The organism is Sediminicola sp. 1XM1-17 (genome assembly GCF_037203765.1).
In the GTDB taxonomy this organism is placed as follows: Bacteria; Bacteroidota; Bacteroidia; order Flavobacteriales; family Flavobacteriaceae; genus Sediminicola.
Map to the genome: position 1 here is coordinate 135,132 of NZ_JBBCAS010000007.1, position 16,282 is coordinate 151,413.

At 41.3% G+C, this 16,282-nt stretch carries 16 protein-coding genes; 12 read left to right on the forward strand and 4 right to left on the reverse strand.

Going from position 1 to position 16,282, the window contains the following annotated elements; translation table 11 throughout:
* Window positions 1-6 precede the first annotated feature (6 nt).
* On the reverse strand, window positions 7-690 hold the full coding sequence (locus tag WAA86_RS11805) for a DUF1919 domain-containing protein (RefSeq protein WP_337301214.1): 684 nt from the start codon (window positions 688-690) through the stop codon (window positions 7-9).
* The gene (gene ruvX / locus WAA86_RS11810; RefSeq protein ID WP_337301337.1) at window positions 690-1,106 is read right to left on the reverse strand and encodes a Holliday junction resolvase RuvX; all 417 of its coding nucleotides are present in this window, start codon (window positions 1,104-1,106) and stop codon (window positions 690-692) included. The genes WAA86_RS11805 and ruvX overlap by 1 nt, the downstream gene beginning before the upstream one ends.
* Window positions 1,107-1,207: 101 nt before the next feature.
* Here ruvX and WAA86_RS11815 point away from each other — a divergent pair, with 101 nt between their 5' ends.
* The gene (locus WAA86_RS11815) at window positions 1,208-2,023 is read left to right on the forward strand and encodes a 2,3,4,5-tetrahydropyridine-2,6-dicarboxylate N-succinyltransferase (RefSeq protein ID WP_337301215.1); all 816 of its coding nucleotides are present in this window, start codon (window positions 1,208-1,210) and stop codon (window positions 2,021-2,023) included.
* 98 nt (window positions 2,024-2,121) lie between these two features.
* Window positions 2,122-2,916 carry a glycosyltransferase family 2 protein gene (locus tag WAA86_RS11820; RefSeq protein WP_337301216.1) on the forward strand — a complete coding sequence of 265 codons (795 nt, stop codon included), beginning with the start codon at window positions 2,122-2,124 and terminating at the stop codon, window positions 2,914-2,916.
* Here WAA86_RS11820 and WAA86_RS11825 read toward each other — a convergent pair.
* On the reverse strand, window positions 2,895-3,716 hold the full coding sequence (locus tag WAA86_RS11825) for a glycosyltransferase family 2 protein (protein ID WP_337301217.1): 822 nt from the start codon (window positions 3,714-3,716) through the stop codon (window positions 2,895-2,897). The two genes, WAA86_RS11820 and WAA86_RS11825, sit on opposite strands and share 22 nt — an antisense overlap.
* A 117-nt stretch (window positions 3,717-3,833) precedes the next feature.
* Between WAA86_RS11825 and WAA86_RS11830 the strand changes: the two genes are divergently transcribed.
* The 6 genes from WAA86_RS11830 to WAA86_RS11855 all read left to right on the forward strand — a co-directional run bounded on the left by WAA86_RS11830 (window position 3,834) and on the right by WAA86_RS11855 (window position 9,528).
* Window positions 3,834-4,655, forward strand: a complete 822-nt coding sequence (locus WAA86_RS11830) for a glycosyltransferase (RefSeq protein ID WP_337301218.1) — start codon at window positions 3,834-3,836, stop codon at window positions 4,653-4,655.
* A gap of 56 nt (window positions 4,656-4,711) precedes the next feature.
* The gene (locus tag WAA86_RS11835) at window positions 4,712-5,272 is read left to right on the forward strand and encodes an L-threonylcarbamoyladenylate synthase (protein WP_337301338.1); all 561 of its coding nucleotides are present in this window, start codon (window positions 4,712-4,714) and stop codon (window positions 5,270-5,272) included.
* A gap of 1 nt (window position 5,273) precedes the next feature.
* The gene (locus WAA86_RS11840) at window positions 5,274-6,701 is read left to right on the forward strand and encodes a CCA tRNA nucleotidyltransferase (protein WP_337301219.1); all 1,428 of its coding nucleotides are present in this window, start codon (window positions 5,274-5,276) and stop codon (window positions 6,699-6,701) included.
* A 118-nt stretch (window positions 6,702-6,819) separates the two neighbouring features.
* The gene (locus WAA86_RS11845; RefSeq protein ID WP_337301220.1) at window positions 6,820-7,854 is read left to right on the forward strand and encodes a COX15/CtaA family protein; all 1,035 of its coding nucleotides are present in this window, start codon (window positions 6,820-6,822) and stop codon (window positions 7,852-7,854) included.
* Window positions 7,855-7,882: 28 nt separating this feature from the next.
* Window positions 7,883-8,377, forward strand: coding sequence for an IS1096 element passenger TnpR family protein (locus WAA86_RS11850; RefSeq protein WP_337301221.1), 495 nt, complete (start codon window positions 7,883-7,885; stop codon window positions 8,375-8,377).
* A 92-nt stretch (window positions 8,378-8,469) separates the two neighbouring features.
* Window positions 8,470-9,528: a nucleoid-associated protein gene (locus WAA86_RS11855; protein WP_337301222.1), complete on the forward strand. Its 1,059-nt coding sequence runs from the start codon at window positions 8,470-8,472 to the stop codon at window positions 9,526-9,528.
* Between the two features lie 95 nt (window positions 9,529-9,623).
* Here WAA86_RS11855 and WAA86_RS11860 read toward each other — a convergent pair whose 3' ends face one another.
* Window positions 9,624-10,703, reverse strand: coding sequence for a hypothetical protein (locus tag WAA86_RS11860; RefSeq protein ID WP_337301223.1), 1,080 nt, complete (start codon window positions 10,701-10,703; stop codon window positions 9,624-9,626).
* Between the two features lie 93 nt (window positions 10,704-10,796).
* Between WAA86_RS11860 and WAA86_RS11865 the strand changes: the two genes are divergently transcribed.
* The 4 genes from WAA86_RS11865 to WAA86_RS11880 all read left to right on the forward strand — a co-directional run bounded on the left by WAA86_RS11865 (window position 10,797) and on the right by WAA86_RS11880 (window position 16,272).
* Entirely contained in the window at window positions 10,797-11,714 is a 918-nt protein-coding gene (locus WAA86_RS11865; RefSeq protein WP_337301224.1) for an ABC transporter ATP-binding protein, read from the forward strand.
* 42 nt (window positions 11,715-11,756) lie between these two features.
* Window positions 11,757-12,590, forward strand: coding sequence for an ABC transporter permease (locus WAA86_RS11870; RefSeq protein WP_337301225.1), 834 nt, complete (start codon window positions 11,757-11,759; stop codon window positions 12,588-12,590).
* A gap of 145 nt (window positions 12,591-12,735) precedes the next feature.
* Complete coding sequence (uvrB, locus tag WAA86_RS11875) at window positions 12,736-14,724, forward strand: excinuclease ABC subunit UvrB (RefSeq protein WP_337301226.1); 1,989 nt, start codon at window positions 12,736-12,738, stop codon at window positions 14,722-14,724.
* 9 nt (window positions 14,725-14,733) lie between these two features.
* Entirely contained in the window at window positions 14,734-16,272 is a 1,539-nt protein-coding gene (locus WAA86_RS11880) for a M20/M25/M40 family metallo-hydrolase (protein ID WP_337301227.1), read from the forward strand.
* The last annotated feature ends 10 nt before the right edge of the window (window positions 16,273-16,282 follow it).

Sequence of the window (16,282 nt, forward strand, 5' to 3'; positions counted from 1 at the left end):
CTATTATTAATCTTTAAATCTTGTTCTATAAATTTTTCCGGTATTCAACCAGGCCACCAAATCCAAATAAAGGAAGGTTAACTTAAAAAGCTTTTTCCCGTTTGGGGCATTGGTACTGCCGTTATTTTTATCCTTGTACAAAGTAATATGTCGGTCCTCATCCCTTTGCAAAATTTCCTTTCCATCAAAAGAGAGCTTATTTTTAAAGGGCAACTTATAAAATTCCCTTAAATCTTCTGTTGTAAGACCCCGCCAGCTGCATATGGAGAAAAAATAATTGTCCATGTCCTTATTTTCGAACATGCGGTCCCTTCTTCTGACCCATTTTTCCCTTGCCTCCTTTTCGTCCTCATAATGTTTGAAATGAATTTCAACATCATCCAGAACACCGATGGGATAATTTGTAGGATACTCCGAATATTTGGATTTTTCTACAAACCCAAGTTCCAAGTTCATGTAGTGATCAAAGTCCTTGAGAATTTTGATATAACATGGGGTATAAATAAACAACCCTACAAAAGGCGTATTATATGGCAATTTTAACCATTGATAAACTTGGCCTCCCCAACAATTTCGACTCACAATTACAAAATTCTTGTTTTTCAGCCTGGCTATATCCCTAGAACTGTAAAAATTCTCAAAATACTGCTGAGCCTTCCTTTTGAGCCATATTTCCAAACCCACCATCATCAAAAAGAAGCTTTTTGGAGGTATGCCTGTAAGATTATTGTTGCGCTTATCTCATCTACCAACGCCTTATTTCTTCTTTGTTTTTTCTTCAAGCCACTGTCTATCATGGTTTGAAATGCCATTTTGGAGGTAAATCTCTCGTCATGGCGCTCAATGGGTATCTCCGGAAAGGCTTCGGCCAATTTGATCAAGAATGGTTTGATCAGGGCTTCAGATTCCGAAGGGGTATTGTCCATTTGTTTCGGCTCCCCAACAACAAATTTTTCTACCTTCTCCTGTTGCACATAATTTTTGAGGAAATCCAGTAAGCCTTTGGTTTCCACCGTCTCCAGTCCGGACGCGATAAGCTGTAGCTCATCCGTGACCGCAATCCCAGTCCTCACCTTTCCAAAATCCAATGCAACAATCCTCGCCACCTCTATTTTTTTGGCAAAAATAAGCATAAAATGTTATAACTATAAATTTGGAAGGTTTATTAGCACCTAGGGTTTATATTTGCTATAAAACTGATTATATAATGACCGAATTAAGACAGATCATAGAAAAAGCTTGGGATGACCGAGAATTATTGAAAGAGGAAAATATCCAAGCAGCCATTCGCAAGATCATTGATTTGATCGATAATGGTGAACTCCGTTGTGCAGAGCCAACAGCAGATGGATGGCAGATCAACGAATGGGTAAAAAAAGCGGTAGTACTATACTTTCCTATCCAAAAGATGGAAACTTTGGAGGCCGGTATTTTCGAGTATCACGATAAAATGCCCCTCAAAAAAGGATATGCTGCAAAAGGTATCCGTGTGGTGCCCAATGCTGTTGCCCGCCATGGAGCTTACATTTCGGCCGGTACCATATTAATGCCCAGTTACGTCAATATCGGAGCCTATGTTGATGAGGGTACCATGGTGGATACTTGGGCCACGGTAGGAAGCTGTGCCCAGATCGGCAAGAACGTGCATTTGAGTGGTGGTGTCGGTATTGGTGGTGTTTTGGAGCCATTGCAAGCTGCTCCCGTGATCATAGAGGACAATGCTTTTATTGGATCGCGATGCATTGTAGTAGAAGGGGTACGTGTAGGTACCGAAGCTGTACTTGGTGCCAATGTGGTATTAACGGCATCTACCAAAATTATAGACGTTACAGGGGATACTCCGGTTGAACGCAAAGGTTTTGTTCCTGCAAGATCTGTTGTAATCCCCGGAAGCTATACCAAAAAATTTCCTGCAGGGGAATATCAAGTGCCTTGTGCCCTGATTATAGGCCAGAGAAAGGAAAGCACCAATAAGAAAACTTCTCTGAACGACGCCCTTAGGGAATATAACGTGGCCGTGTAGAAAATTGTAGGAATTTTATGGCGACATATAATTTTTCCTTCTTTTTTTTGTTATACTTTTGTGAGCGACTTTAAAGAGCACTTACGTTATCGACTTTTATGAGTAGTCCCAAGGAAAAAATCACGGCGTTAATTATAACTTACAATGAGATTGGATACATTGAAAAATGTATCCAATCCATTGAATTTGCTGATGAAATCATCGTTGTGGATTCTTTTAGTACCGATGGCACCTACGAGTATCTGAACAGTCATCCAAGAGTAAAGGTGATCCAAAATCCCTTTGAAAACTTTACGGCTCAAAAGGCATTTGCCCTGAAACAGGCCACCCATGATTGGGTATTGTTTTTGGATGCCGATGAAGTGGTGACCCCAAATTTACAAACAGAAATAACAACTACCGTAAACAGCACCAATGAGCATGTTGCCTATTGGTTCTACAGAAAGTTTATGTTCGAGAACAGGCCATTGCACTTTAGCGGATGGCAGACCGACAAAAACTATAGGTTGTTCCGAAAGAGCAAAACCCAGTTTTCGGACAAAAAAATTGTACATGAAACCTTGGACGTTGACGGTTCCTCGGGAATCTTAAAAGAGCAATTGATCCATTATTGCTACAAGAACTACGACGACTACAAAAGTAAAATGTTGAATTATGGCCGTTTAAAAGCCAAAGAAGCGTTTTACAAAGAAAAAAAGTTCAATTACTTCCTGTTGATCCTTAAACCCGCTTGGAAATTCTTTAACCATTACATTTTGCGTTTGGGTATTTTGGACGGAAAAAAAGGAATTATCATCTGCTACCTGAATGCACTTGGAGATTATGAACGCTACAAAGAGCTGAAGGAGCTGGAAAAAAAAAATGAACTAGCTTACTTCCTAATGATGCCATAAGGCGTCCAGTGACTTTTGGTCCTTTTAACCTCTTTGCGGATAGCCACGTTTTTAGCAATCGACTCTGGAGTTTTATACCCTCTTTTATGATCCAGATGAACGCAAACAGCACTATATCGCAACTGTTTGGACCGAATACCCAGATTGAACAAACGCTCCCCTAGCTCACGGTCCTGTCCCCCATATTGCATCCTTTCATCAAAACCATTGACTTCCAAGATGTCCTCCTTCCAACCAGAGGAATTATGGCCGTTCCAACTCGCATTGGTCGGAGTAAGTTTATTGAACAGTTTTGAAATGAATCCTTTTGCAGTAAGTTTATTGTTCTTAAAAGTTTTGGCAATGCCTTTGGATTTTAACCAGTGTATATTGAAACAGTTCTGTTTTTCGATATCTTCCTTACTGATCATTTTGGAGATGTTCATGGGCAACATATAGTAGCCTCCAGAAATAAAATAACCTTTTGACTTGTTGATATAATGTACTTCCACAAAATCTTCCCGTGGAATGCAATCCCCATCGGTCATGATAATATATTCAGAATTACAGGCAACCACCGCTTTGTTCAGGATCCTCGATTTTTGAAAACCCTCATCTTCCTGCCATACATGCACAATCGGATAAAAAACCTCTTCCTGCATCTGCCCAATCAATTCCTTGGTTTTAGGACCCGATCCATCATCGGCAATCACCACTTCAAAGTCCTTAAATGTCTGACAATTAAATCCCCACAATACCTTCTTGAGCCAATCCTCAGAATTATAGGTGCTTACAATTATAGAAATCTTGGGAGCCGTCATGGTTTATTCAATTAGAGGGTAAAAATATAAAACTCTTATTGTATATCTTTGAATTTCCATCAATAATCATGATATCCCTATAACAAACCTAAGGGGCTACGCTTATAAATTGGACTTATGAAGGTTAAAGAAATTCCCGTTTCCATTTATCACACCCTAAGACTATTATCCAAAATGGAGGGTGACCTGAAAAATAACGATAGGAAGGAAGTTCCGGTAATCGTCTCCTTGACCTCTATTCCCTCACGTCTACAAACACTTCACATTGTCATCAGGAGCCTTTTGGACCAAGAGGTGGTCCCAAAAAAAATATTACTGTGGCTGAATGATAGCCTTAAAGACGACATACCCCAAAAGCTATCTAAATTATTGTCCGACCGATTTGAAATAAGATTTTCAGAACTGACCTGTTCCCACAGAAAATTGATTCATAGCTTGGAACTATACGGCAATGAGATTATTGTGACCTGTGACGATGACCTTATATATCGAAGAAATTGGCTAAAACTACTCTACCAGGAACATTTGGAATATCCGAAGCAGGTAATCGCCAATCAAACAAGATACATCAGAACAAGTTCCGAAGGGGAAATCCTTCCCTACAAACAATGGACATACCCAAATCAAGGAACACGCAATCCCAAGGCCGTTATTCCTATCGGGGCAGGGGGCGTATTGTACCCTCCCAAAGCATTATACTCAGAAGCCACCAACAAGGACCTTTTTTTACAATTGACCCCAAAGGCAGATGATCTTTGGTTCAAAGCCATGTCCACATTACAAGGAACACTTTCAAGAGAGGCCAGTAAGAAGGCAGATTACCCCATTCCAATTTTAGGGTCCCAAAAGGAATCCTTAAAAAGTACCAATATTGACAAGGATAAAAATAGGACTCAGTGGTTGGCGGTTTCAGAACATTTCAAGATCACTTTAGACTGACCGCCCTATAGCATAAACAGCAAAAACATATTAACTTTGGACTTTTAAATGAAATGATGACTGAAGAAATTAAGACCTGTTTGGATGTGCTACAAAATGGAGGTATCATCTTGTATCCTACCGATACCGTTTGGGGCATTGGTTGTGATGCTACCAACGCGGAGGCGGTATCAAAAATATATGAATTAAAAAGAAGGGCCAGTACCAAGACTATGATCTGCTTGGTTGCCAATGACTTTATGCTGGAACAACATGTTCAAAAGGTCCCGGATGTAGCCTATGACATCATAGATATGGCCACCAAGCCAACAACCATTGTTTATGACCATCCCAAAGGGGTGGCCAACAATCTCGTTGCAGAAGACAATACTCTGGCGATTCGTGTGGCATCAGACAAGTTTTGTCAACACCTGATCCAAAGGCTGAAAAAGCCAATGGTCTCGACCTCTGCCAATATTGCGGGGGAACCGACCCCTGCAAGTTTCAAAGAAATAAGCCCTGAGATTTTAAAAGGTGTCGACTATGTAGTAAATTTGGACCGCGATAAAGAGAAAAGCACTCCCTCATCCATAATAAAACTCGGCAATGATGGAACTGTTAAAGTGATCCGAGAATAAAATGACGCATCAGAACCACAAAAAAGCCTTACAAGATCCCATATTTAACGTTATAGCCCAAGCTGCCCATGAAATGGACATAAAATGTTATGTCATTGGCGGGTTTGTCAGGGACTACCTTCTTGAAAGGGGCACCCCAAAAGATATCGATATTGTTGCTGTTGGCAGTGGTATAGACCTTGCAAAAAAGGTGGCTGAAAAACTATCCGGCAAACCAGAAATTTCCGTTTTCAAGAACTTTGGAACGGCAATGATCAAAAACAAAGGGATCGAATTGGAGTTTGTGGGCGCCAGGAAAGAAAGTTACCATCGTGATAGCAGAAAACCTGTGGTTGAAGACGGGACACTTGAAGATGATCAAAAAAGACGGGATTTTACGATAAACGCACTGGCTATTTCTCTCAATGAAGAGAGTTATGGCACCTTATTGGATCCTTTCGAAGGCATTTTGGACTTGGACAGAAAATTGATCCGCACCCCACTGGATCCGGACATTACCTATTCCGACGACCCCCTTCGTATGATGAGGGCCATAAGATTTGCCTCTCAACTAAACTTTACCATCTTTCCAGAATCCTTACATGCCATCTCGGAAAACAAGGACCGCATTCAGATTATCTCCAAAGAACGTATTGTTGATGAACTCAATAAAATTCTATCGAGCACCACTCCATCCCTAGGTCTTGGGCTTTTGTACAAAACAGGTCTGTTGGAATATATCTTACCGGAACTTACGGCGCTTCAGGGAATTGAAGAAATTGAGGGACAAAAACATAAAGATAATTTTTGGCACACTTTGGAGGTGGTGGACAATATTTCCAAAAACACGGACAATCTCTGGTTGCGCTGGGCGGCATTGTTGCACGATATAGGCAAGGCACCAACGAAAAAGTTTGATAAAAAAATAGGCTGGACCTTCCACGGTCATGAATTTGTTGGTTCCAAAATGACCTATAAATTGTTTAAGAGGCTACGTTTGCCCCTGAACGATAAAATGAAGTTTGTCCAAAAGATGGTCCTAATGAGTTCCAGGCCCATTGTGCTTTCTGAGGATTATGTCACCGATTCTGCTGTAAGACGACTTATTTTTGATGCGGGTGACCATGTGGATGATCTCATGACGCTCTGTGAGGCAGATATCACCACAAAAAATCCAAAAAAACAAAAACAGTACAAGAACAACTTTAAAATTGTACGTGAAAAAATAGTAGAGGTAGAAGAGCGTGACCATGTAAGGAATTTTCAGCCACCGGTGAGTGGAGAGGAGATCATGGAAACCTTTGGCCTTAAACCTTCCAAGGAAATAGGTATTATAAAAGATGCTATCAAAGAAGCCATACTAGAAGGAGAGATCCCTAACGAGTATGAGGCTGCAAAACTTTATATGATCGAAAAAGGCAAGAGTATGGGACTGTCCAAAGTGTCATAAGTTCATCCCAATTCGAAAGAAGCCACATCTGTAATCTGAAATTTTTGTTTAATAATAACATTAATATTTTAAACAATACCAAAAACTATAGTAATTTTGTATTTCAATTAGTGTTACCATGCAGCATTCCTTCAGAAAAATAGCAAAAACAGCCCTAATATTGGTTTATCTGGTTATTGTGGCCGGGACAGTGGTCCGTATGACGGGAAGTGGAATGGGTTGCCCAGATTGGCCCAAGTGTTTTGGATACTATATACCTCCAACGGATAGTGCCGATTTACAGTTTCAACCCAATAAGGTTTTCAAAAAAGGTCAAGTAATTATAGTTGACGAATCCCTGAAAGTTGCCAAGGCCGATTTTGAGACTGGTGGGACGTACAAGGAAGAAAACTGGGAGGCTTATACCAAACATGATTATGCCATCTTTAATCCACTGCACACTTGGATTGAATTTATCAACCGACTTTTTGGCGCCTTGGCCGGATTGGCAACCTTGGTTTTGGCCGTGCTGTCTTTCAGCTATTGGAAAAAGAATAAACTAATACCTAATTTGTCCTGGTTGGTCGTTTTTGGAATGGGCTTTCAGGCCTGGCTCGGGGCTACCGTGGTGTATTCGGTTCTGCTCCCCTCCAAGATAACCATGCATATGGTCATGGCACTGGTGATCGTAGCAGCCCTCCTCTACATCATACACATCTCAGAGCACAAGATAAAGGACAATAAACCAGATAAGTCATTGACCACTCTATTGGCATTGGCCTTGGGTGTTACCATGGTGCAGATCATTATGGGTACACAGGTAAGACAGTTTGTGGACGAACAGATAGATGTACATGGAGAATATGCCAAGAGTTTATGGCTTCAGGACCCTACCCTGATATTCTACGTGCACAGATCTTTTTCCATCTTGGTAATTTTACTGAATGTTTTGATTGTCTATCGCATCTCAAAATTGCGACTGGGATATCCCAAAATGGTCTGGGTCATTGCCCTAATTTTTTTGGAAGTCCTATCGGGAATATTAATGGTATACATCGATTTCCCCTTTGGTAGCCAACCTGTTCACTTGATGTTAGCTGCACTTTTATTCGGGGCACAATTCTATTTGGTTTTGGAAGCCGTAAAAGCAGGTAAAACCCTCAAAACTTTGTAACTTTGCATCCTCTTAAAAGTAGTTGACAATGATTTATAAAATACGAGTAATTCTTGATGCGGAAGACGATGTCTTTAGGGATATTGAAATTGAAGGAAATAGATCACTGGAAGAATTTCACAACACCATTACACAATCGTTTGGGTTTTTAGGCAACGAAATGGCCTCCTTTTATACCTGCGATGACGAGTGGAACCAAGAAGAAGAAATTGCACTGTCAGATATGGGAGATGGCGGTTCTGATGTGCGTTACATGCAGGAAACACAAATTGAAGACCTGCTAACAGAAAACACTCCGAAACTCATTTATGTTTATGACTTTTTGAGCATGTGGACCTTCTTTGTAGAATTGGCAGATATCGTAGAAAAGGAAGATGGTAGGGCCTATCCCAACATTTTGTTCAGTTTTGGTGAATTGCCAGATTCCCCACCGGAGAAAAATTTTGAATCGGACCCGATGTTCGATTTTGATGACACCTTGGATAATTACGAGGACTTGGATTTTGATGAAAACTGGAACTGATTTTCAATACCATTCCAAACACATTCAAGAACTTAAAAACTTAACCCATACAATTCCTTGACCAAAGGAACTAATCGCTTTATAGACCACTTATGATCAATTTATACAGTACCCAAATTGAGAGTATCTCCCTACACCGGGTTGGAAACAAAAACAAGGGAGAGGGAGTTTTTCTTTCCTCCGAACCGTTTGCATTAAACGATGAGACCACCGGTCTGCTAAAGGAATACTTCTTTAAGCCATTCAGGGAAAAAGAAGAAAACTATTTCAAGTTCGACAATGAGGTAGATGTGGAATTCAATGAGATTTACAAAATTGTTTCCGATGTCTTCGATGACCCCAGCAGTGCGCATGCCAATTCCAAAAAAATCGCTAATTACCTTTTTGAGCAATCGAACCATCCGCACATCAAAAGTGGGGAAGTGTACATTGCCTACCTCACCGATCTACTGTTGGACAACAAAAAAGTGAATGCCGTTGGTGTCTTTAAAAGTGAGTTGAAACATGACTTTCTCCAATTTGAGGAGAAGGGCAACAATCTCGACATTCTGGTACAACAAGGAATCAACATCAATAAGCTGGACAAAGGATGTCTTATATTCAACACCGAAAAGGAAGATGGCTATAAAATTTTGTCCGTGGACAGCAACAGGTATGACACCAAATATTGGTTGGAGAATTTCTTGGGTGCAGAACCATTGTCCGATGACAATTTCAAGACTAAAAATTATTTAAAGTTCTGTCAGAACTTTGCCAAGGATGTGGTATTGCCAGCGGAGGACAAACAGCAAGAAGTCCTGTTCATGAACAGGGCCGTGAACCACTTCGCCAAAAATGACGCCTTTGAGGAAACCAATTTCCTCAACGAGGTCATGGACAACCCAGAACTCATTCCCGAGTTCAAACATTACAAAGTTGAAAAAGGCCCCAAATACAGTATCGAGGATGTATCCAATTTTGATATAGCCAACAAGGCCGTTTCCGACGCCAGAAAGAAGATTAAAAATGTGATCAATCTGGATACGAACATCCAGATCAAGTTGGATTTTATCAACCCGGAATCTGCGGAGAAATTTGTGGAAAAGGGTTGGGACGAAGAGCGTCAGATGTACTACTATCTGGTCTATTTCAATAAGGAGCAAAAGAGCTAGGCCATTCCATCTGGCATGGTTTTTTCCATATATAAAAAAGGGTGCATACTTCTATGCACCCTTTTTTTATTGATCTTTCGTCGAGTATCCACTATTTACACCTGGATCTTGTTTTCCAGGATTTGTTTCATACTGACATCCTCATAATTCCGCTTGACATAATCCAGGGCATTGCCAAGCACCTGGCCCATGGTTCGACATCTTTTTAATTTGGGATCATAGGTAAGTTCAAATATTTGCTCGCGCAACAATTTCACGTTCTCAATATTTGAAATTTTATCCCCTTTGCAGATGGTTACCAATTTCTTGATCCGCTTACCTGAACTCAAGATCCTTTTCGCAACAATGGATCTTTCTTCTATTTTATACTGGTCTATGGAGTGGTTCTGCAATTTCTTGCGGACCATTTCTACCATCACCAAGTTCTCCTTGAAAAACTGTGGCCTGTAAACCTTCAGTTTTCCCTCAAAACATTGTTGGTCAAAATCTATTGCCCTGATCCTATAGACTACGTGGTCAAAATCATGGGTAGGAACGATCACATAATTGTAGGAGCGCATATCCCCCAACAGCCTGATCATACATCTTTCATTGAATTTCACAAACTCCTTGGCCAATTGGGCCTTTTCTGACTCCGTACATTTGGGCAACATTTCCTTTATAAAAACATCACCGGGTATTCCCGAAATATGTTCTTCTATCAAGGTATCCTTATAGACCAAAAAATTGAGGTTATAAGGAGAAAGCATATGCTCCAGTTCCAGGCCATACACCCGGGAAGCGTCCGTTTTCTTCACATAGAAATACGTAAAATTGTCATTGAGGATATTCCTGATCTTGATCCTAAAAGGTTTGGAATTCCCAAATGTGCAGTAATCCACTGCATCCACATTGAGATATTGGATGATATTCTCACTACCATCAGAATGCAAAATGGAATATACTTTTTTTAGGCTTAGATCTATTTCTTGGCGTTCAAATTCCGAATAGTAGACCCTGATCCACATGGTATCCTCCTCATTGGCATCATAGACCACCACCGATCCGTTAAAACGCAATAGATCTTCGTAAAAAATAGGAATCTCTATTTTTCGGCTATAGTGATGCAAATAAGCATCTAGCTTGGCATTTACAGGAAAAGCTGGCTTCTTCTTGGACATTAATCTTTCCGACATACGCTACTTCAAATTTTTATGGGACGTTTAATTGTAACAAATTAATGATTTCTTCGTCAAGTTACTATAAACATAGCAAAAACCAGTCCTATTTTGGAAACCATCCTATCCGTAAACCATCTGACAAAAAAATTTGGCCATCTTACCGCCGTAAAAAATCTTTCATTTTCCATAGAAAAAGGAAATGTTTACGGCATCCTCGGACCCAACGGCAGTGGCAAATCAACTACCCTTGGCATTGTCCTGAATGTTGTCAACAAAACCGCTGGTTCCTTTGATTGGTTCAACGGGAGTGTCTCTACCCACGATGCCCTTAAAAGGGTAGGTGCCATTATAGAGCGACCCAACTTCTATCCGTATATGACGGCCGTTCAGAATCTTAAACTGGTCTGCAAAATCAAAAATGTGGGCACAGAGAAAATTGAGGAGAAATTGGAACTTGTAGGTCTGTTGGACAGGAAAAACAGTAAGTTCCGCACCTATTCTTTGGGAATGAAGCAACGTTTGGCCATAGCCTCTGCCCTTCTGAACGATCCGGAAATATTGATACTGGATGAACCTACCAATGGCTTGGATCCGCAGGGGATACACCAAATTCGGGTAATCATCAAAGAAATTGCAGCCCAGGGCACTACCATCTTATTGGCCTCCCATCTATTGGATGAAGTTGAAAAAGTATGTAGTCATGTAGTCATTTTAAGAAAGGGAGAAAAGTTATATGCAGGACCTGTTGATGGTATGTTGGGAAGTCACGGTTATTTTGAATTGAAATCAAAAGATTTAAAAACCTTGGTGGAGCATCTAAAACAGGATTCCCATTTCAGGTCCATAAAAGAGGAAAATGGCCTCATCACGGCATTTCTTTCTGAAGATTTGGATGCCGAAGAGCTCAATAGGGAACTTATCAAAAATGGGATTACGCTTTCCCATCTGGTAAAACGCAAAGAGAGTTTGGAGGAACAATTTTTGACCCTGACAAAAACCTCACCTGAATTAATTAATGCCAACTAAAGGGATATCCCAACCAACCTGAACCATAGAACCAACGCCATTATGAAACGATTGTTAGAAATAGAATTTATAAAATTATGGAACAATAGGGCCAGTAAGTTTTTGATCATATCTTACTTTATTCTCCTTACCTCCATAGCATTGATAGCTGCAGTTAAATTTGATATAGGTCCCGTGAAATTTCATTTGGCAGATCAAGGCATTTTTAATTTCCCATATATCTGGCACTTTAACACCTATATCACCGCCATCTTTAAACTGTTCCTGGCCATAGTCATCGTCTCCATGATGGCCAATGAGTACAGTAACAAAACGATAAAGCAAAACCTGATAGACGGCCTGTCCAAAAAAGAGTTTGTACTATCAAAATTTCTTACGGTCATCACTTTTGCCCTGGTATCCACAGTTTTCGTCTTTGCGGTGTCCTTGATTTTGGGACTGATCTATTCTGATTACAATGAGGTTGCTATCATTTTTTCCCAATTGGAATATTTGCTGGCCTTTTTCGTAAAATTGGTTGGTTTCTTTTCATTCTGTCTCTTTTTGGGCATTTTGGTAAAGCGGTCGGCCTTCGCCCTTGGATTTTTGATCCTCTGGGCCATATTTGAAAATCTGGGTATCCGTTTTCTGGTTTGGGGTACTCTTGGCAAGGAGGCCTCGGAAAAAGCCATGAATTTTCTTCCCCTGGAATCCATGTCCAATTTATTGAAGGAACCCTTTTCAAGATTGGGGGCGGTGCAATCTGTGGCAAACCAGATCGGTGAAAAATTCAATATGGACTATGCCGTGCACTGGTATGAAATACTTTTGGTCCTTTTATGGACCGCCATTTTTGTTTACGGGTCTTATGCCCTGTTGAAAAAAAGGGATTTATAAATATTGGGTACTAGGAAAAGTCACTCCCTTACCTCGGATCATTTTCCTATTTACGCTGGTTTAAAAACCGTTTGAGATACAAACGTTACGTTAAAATTAGTTGCTTTGAATCGCATTAACCACCCTTCTTTCGTAATTTTACAAGATGAAATTCAAAGTAGTATCGGAATTTAAACCTACGGGCGACCAACCTAAAGCCATCAAGGAACTGGTAGAAGGCATTGAATCCAATGAGCAGTACCAGACCCTATTAGGTGTTACCGGATCTGGAAAGACCTTTACCGTTGCCAATGTTGTGGAATCGGTTCAGAGACCAACCTTGGTCTTGGCGCATAACAAAACTTTGGCGGCACAGCTATATTCGGAGTTCAAGCAGTTCTTTCCGGAAAATGCCGTAGAGTATTTTGTTTCCTACTACGATTACTACCAACCGGAGGCTTACATCCCTACCTCGGGAACCTACATTGAAAAAGACCTCTCCATCAACGAAGACATAGAAAAATTGCGATTGAGTACCACCTCATCCCTCCTATCGGGAAGAAGGGATGTATTGGTAGTGGCCTCTGTCTCTTGTCTGTATGGTATAGGAAACCCTGTGGAATTTCAAAAAAATGTAATCTCCATCCACAAAGACCAGGTCATTTCACGAACAAAATTTCTACACCAACTAGTGCAGAGTCTTTATTCCAGAACCACGGCCGATTTCAGGAATGGCAATTTTAGGGTCAAGGGCGATGTCGTTGATGTCTTCCCCAGTTATGCGGACCATGCCTTTAGGATCCACTTTTTTGGTGATGAAATCGAAGAAATTGAAGCCTTTGATCCTTTCAAGAACAAGGTGGTGGAAATTTATGAAAGTCTGAACATCTACCCGGCAAACATGTTTGTTACCTCCCCGGATATTTTACAGAATGCCATTCATCAGATCCAAGACGATCTGGTCAAGCAGATCGCCTATTTCCAGGAAATAGGCAAACCACTTGAAGCCAAACGCTTGGAAGAGCGCACCAATTTTGACCTGGAGATGATCAGGGAATTGGGGTACTGCTCTGGCATAGAAAACTATTCCAGATACTTGGACGGCAGACAGCCCGGCACCCGTCCTTTCTGCCTCCTCGACTACTTTCCGGACGACTATTTGATGATTATTGATGAAAGTCACGTCACCATACCCCAGGTACACGCTATGTACGGCGGTGACCGGTCAAGAAAGGTCAATTTGGTGGATTATGGGTTTAGATTGCCGGCGGCCATGGACAATAGGCCCTTAAAATTTGAAGAATTTGAAGCCCTGCAGAACCAGACCATATACGTAAGTGCCACCCCCGCAGATTATGAATTGAAATTGAGCCAGGGCGTATATGTGGAACAGGTCATTCGCCCAACGGGACTTTTGGATCCTGTCATAGAAATACGCCCAAGCCAAAACCAAATAGATGATCTTGTAGAGGAGATACAACTGAGGGTGGAAAGGGACGAAAGGACCTTGGTGACCACCTTGACCAAACGTATGGCGGAGGAACTTGCCAAATATTTGACCAGGATCAATGTAAGATGTCGCTATATCCATAGTGATGTGGATACCTTGGAGCGGGTAGAAATTATGCAGGATCTCCGAAAGGGCATCTTCGACGTCCTTATTGGGGTGAATCTTTTGAGGGAAGGACTGGATTTACCAGAGGTTTCCTTGGTAGCCATTCTGGATGCGGACAAGGAGGGATTCCTGCGCAGTGCAAGATCACTGACACAAACTGTGGGTAGGGCGGCTAGAAATCTAAACGGTATTGCCATTATGTATGCCGATAAGATTACGGAGAGCATGCAAAAGACCATTGACGAGACCAATTACAGAAGAGAAAAACAAATTGCCTACAATACAGAACACAATTTGGTTCCTATGGCCCTGAACAAAAGCCTGGACAATGCACTGACCAAAAACTCGGTGTCAGCCTACCATTTTGAGAAAGAAGAAATGCGGGCTGCCGAACCCGATTTAAAATACATTACCAGCGAACAAAAAGATCAGATTATCCGGGACAAAAGAAAGGCCATGGAGAAAGCCGCCAAGGAGCTTGATTTTATGCAGGCGGCCAAGTTGAGGGACGAGATAAAAATGCTTCAGGAACAGGAATAATAACATACCATGGAAAAAGTAAGAAACCCATCCACCATCATCTTATTGGCGCTTTTCTTATTTAATTTTTTTGGACAATCCCAGACACTCTCCAAGCAGGAGATAATCGATTTATCAAAACAGAAACTCCCTGAAGCCGTAACCCAATTAAAAACGTTTTTGGAAATTCCCAATGACGGCCATGATCCCCAACAGATACAAGCCAACCTAAAACAATGTCAGGCCTTGTTTGCGGAGTTGGACTTTGAATCCCAAATTATCAAAACAAATGGAGCGCCTTTGTTGTTCGCACAGAAAGTATTTCATCAAAATGCGAAAACGGTCCTTTTTTACCTCCAGATAGATGGACAACCGGTGGATACGACCAAATGGGATCAAAAAAATCCTTTTCTTCCAGTACTCAAAAATCCTGTTGGCAAAGATCAATGGGAATCCATCCCTTTTGATAATATTCAGCATAACTTTAACCCGGAATGGCGAATTTTTGCCAGATCCTCTTCCGATTCCAAAGGTCCGGCCATGTGTTTGATCAGCGCCCTACAGATTTTACAAGATCAGAAGAAGAAGCCAGCTTACAATATTAAGGTCATCATGGATTTCCAAGAAGAGCTGGGCTCCCCACACTTGCCTACCGCTGTGGAACTGAACAAGGACCTGTTGAAAGCAGAAATGGTCCTGATCATGGATGGAACAAGGCATTTATCCAATTTACCCACCCTTACCTACGGTGCCAGGGGCATCGCAACCGCAACCTTCAAAGTTTTTGGTCCAAAAGTAGCGCTGCACAGTGGTCAATATGGCAATTTTGCCCCCAACCCGGTGTTCAATACAGCCCGTCTGCTTGGCAAACTAAAAGACGATCAGGGGAGAGTAACCCTACCGGGATTCTACGATGGCATCAATTTATCAGCCACGGAAAAAAATATTTTGAACAGCCTTCCAGAGAACCTGGACAGTATCAAGTTAGAATTGGGCATTGCAGCCCATGACGCGATTGGTGACACCTACCAAGAAACACTACAATATCCTTCCCTCAATATCAGAGGCATGGAGGCCGCTTATGTGGGCAAAGAAGTACGCACCATTATTCCCAATGAAGTCATTGTAGAAATTGATATGCGATTGGTCCCGGAATCCAACGGGGAGCGGTTGATGAAATCCTTGCGACAATTTATCATCAACGAGGGTTTCCACTTGGTTGACAGTATTCCTTCGGATATAGAAAGAAACCAATACCCCAAATTGGCTTCCTTCACCTATAAGCTGGGTTCAAAAGCCTTTAGAACCGATTTTGACTCCAATGTTGGTCTGATGCTCAATAGGGCCATGAACCGCATATTTGGAAATAACATGGTCAATATGCGCACTACCGGAGGTTCACAACCTATAGGGGCTTTTATTGAGACCTTGGGGATACCGGCCGTTTCTATAAGAATTCCCAATCCGGATAACAATATCCATGGTCCCAATGAAAATTTTAGATTGGGCAATTTTTTGGAAGGTATACAAAGTTGTTTGTCAATATTGGACCAACCTATTCCAAACTAAAAAGGGCACC

Excerpts from the sequence above, each read along its gene's own strand:
- WAA86_RS11805 (WP_337301214.1), bottom strand. The coding sequence starts at position 690 with ATGATGGTGGGTTTGGAAATATGGCTCAAAAGGAAGGCTCAGCAGTAT.
- WAA86_RS11815 (WP_337301215.1), top strand. The coding sequence starts at position 1,208 with ATGACCGAATTAAGACAGATCATAGAAAAAGCTTGGGATGACCGAGAA.
- WAA86_RS11820 (WP_337301216.1), top strand. The coding sequence starts at position 2,122 with ATGAGTAGTCCCAAGGAAAAAATCACGGCGTTAATTATAACTTACAAT.
- WAA86_RS11825 (WP_337301217.1), bottom strand. The coding sequence starts at position 3,716 with ATGACGGCTCCCAAGATTTCTATAATTGTAAGCACCTATAATTCTGAG.
- WAA86_RS11830 (WP_337301218.1), top strand. The coding sequence starts at position 3,834 with ATGAAGGTTAAAGAAATTCCCGTTTCCATTTATCACACCCTAAGACTA.
- WAA86_RS11835 (WP_337301338.1), top strand. The coding sequence starts at position 4,712 with ATGACTGAAGAAATTAAGACCTGTTTGGATGTGCTACAAAATGGAGGT.
- WAA86_RS11840 (WP_337301219.1), top strand. The coding sequence starts at position 5,274 with ATGACGCATCAGAACCACAAAAAAGCCTTACAAGATCCCATATTTAAC.
- WAA86_RS11845 (WP_337301220.1), top strand. The coding sequence starts at position 6,820 with ATGCAGCATTCCTTCAGAAAAATAGCAAAAACAGCCCTAATATTGGTT.
- WAA86_RS11850 (WP_337301221.1), top strand. The coding sequence starts at position 7,883 with ATGATTTATAAAATACGAGTAATTCTTGATGCGGAAGACGATGTCTTT.
- WAA86_RS11855 (WP_337301222.1), top strand. The coding sequence starts at position 8,470 with ATGATCAATTTATACAGTACCCAAATTGAGAGTATCTCCCTACACCGG.
- WAA86_RS11860 (WP_337301223.1), bottom strand. The coding sequence starts at position 10,703 with ATGTCGGAAAGATTAATGTCCAAGAAGAAGCCAGCTTTTCCTGTAAAT.
- WAA86_RS11870 (WP_337301225.1), top strand. The coding sequence starts at position 11,757 with ATGAAACGATTGTTAGAAATAGAATTTATAAAATTATGGAACAATAGG.
- uvrB (WP_337301226.1), top strand. The coding sequence starts at position 12,736 with ATGAAATTCAAAGTAGTATCGGAATTTAAACCTACGGGCGACCAACCT.
- WAA86_RS11880 (WP_337301227.1), top strand. The coding sequence starts at position 14,734 with ATGGAAAAAGTAAGAAACCCATCCACCATCATCTTATTGGCGCTTTTC.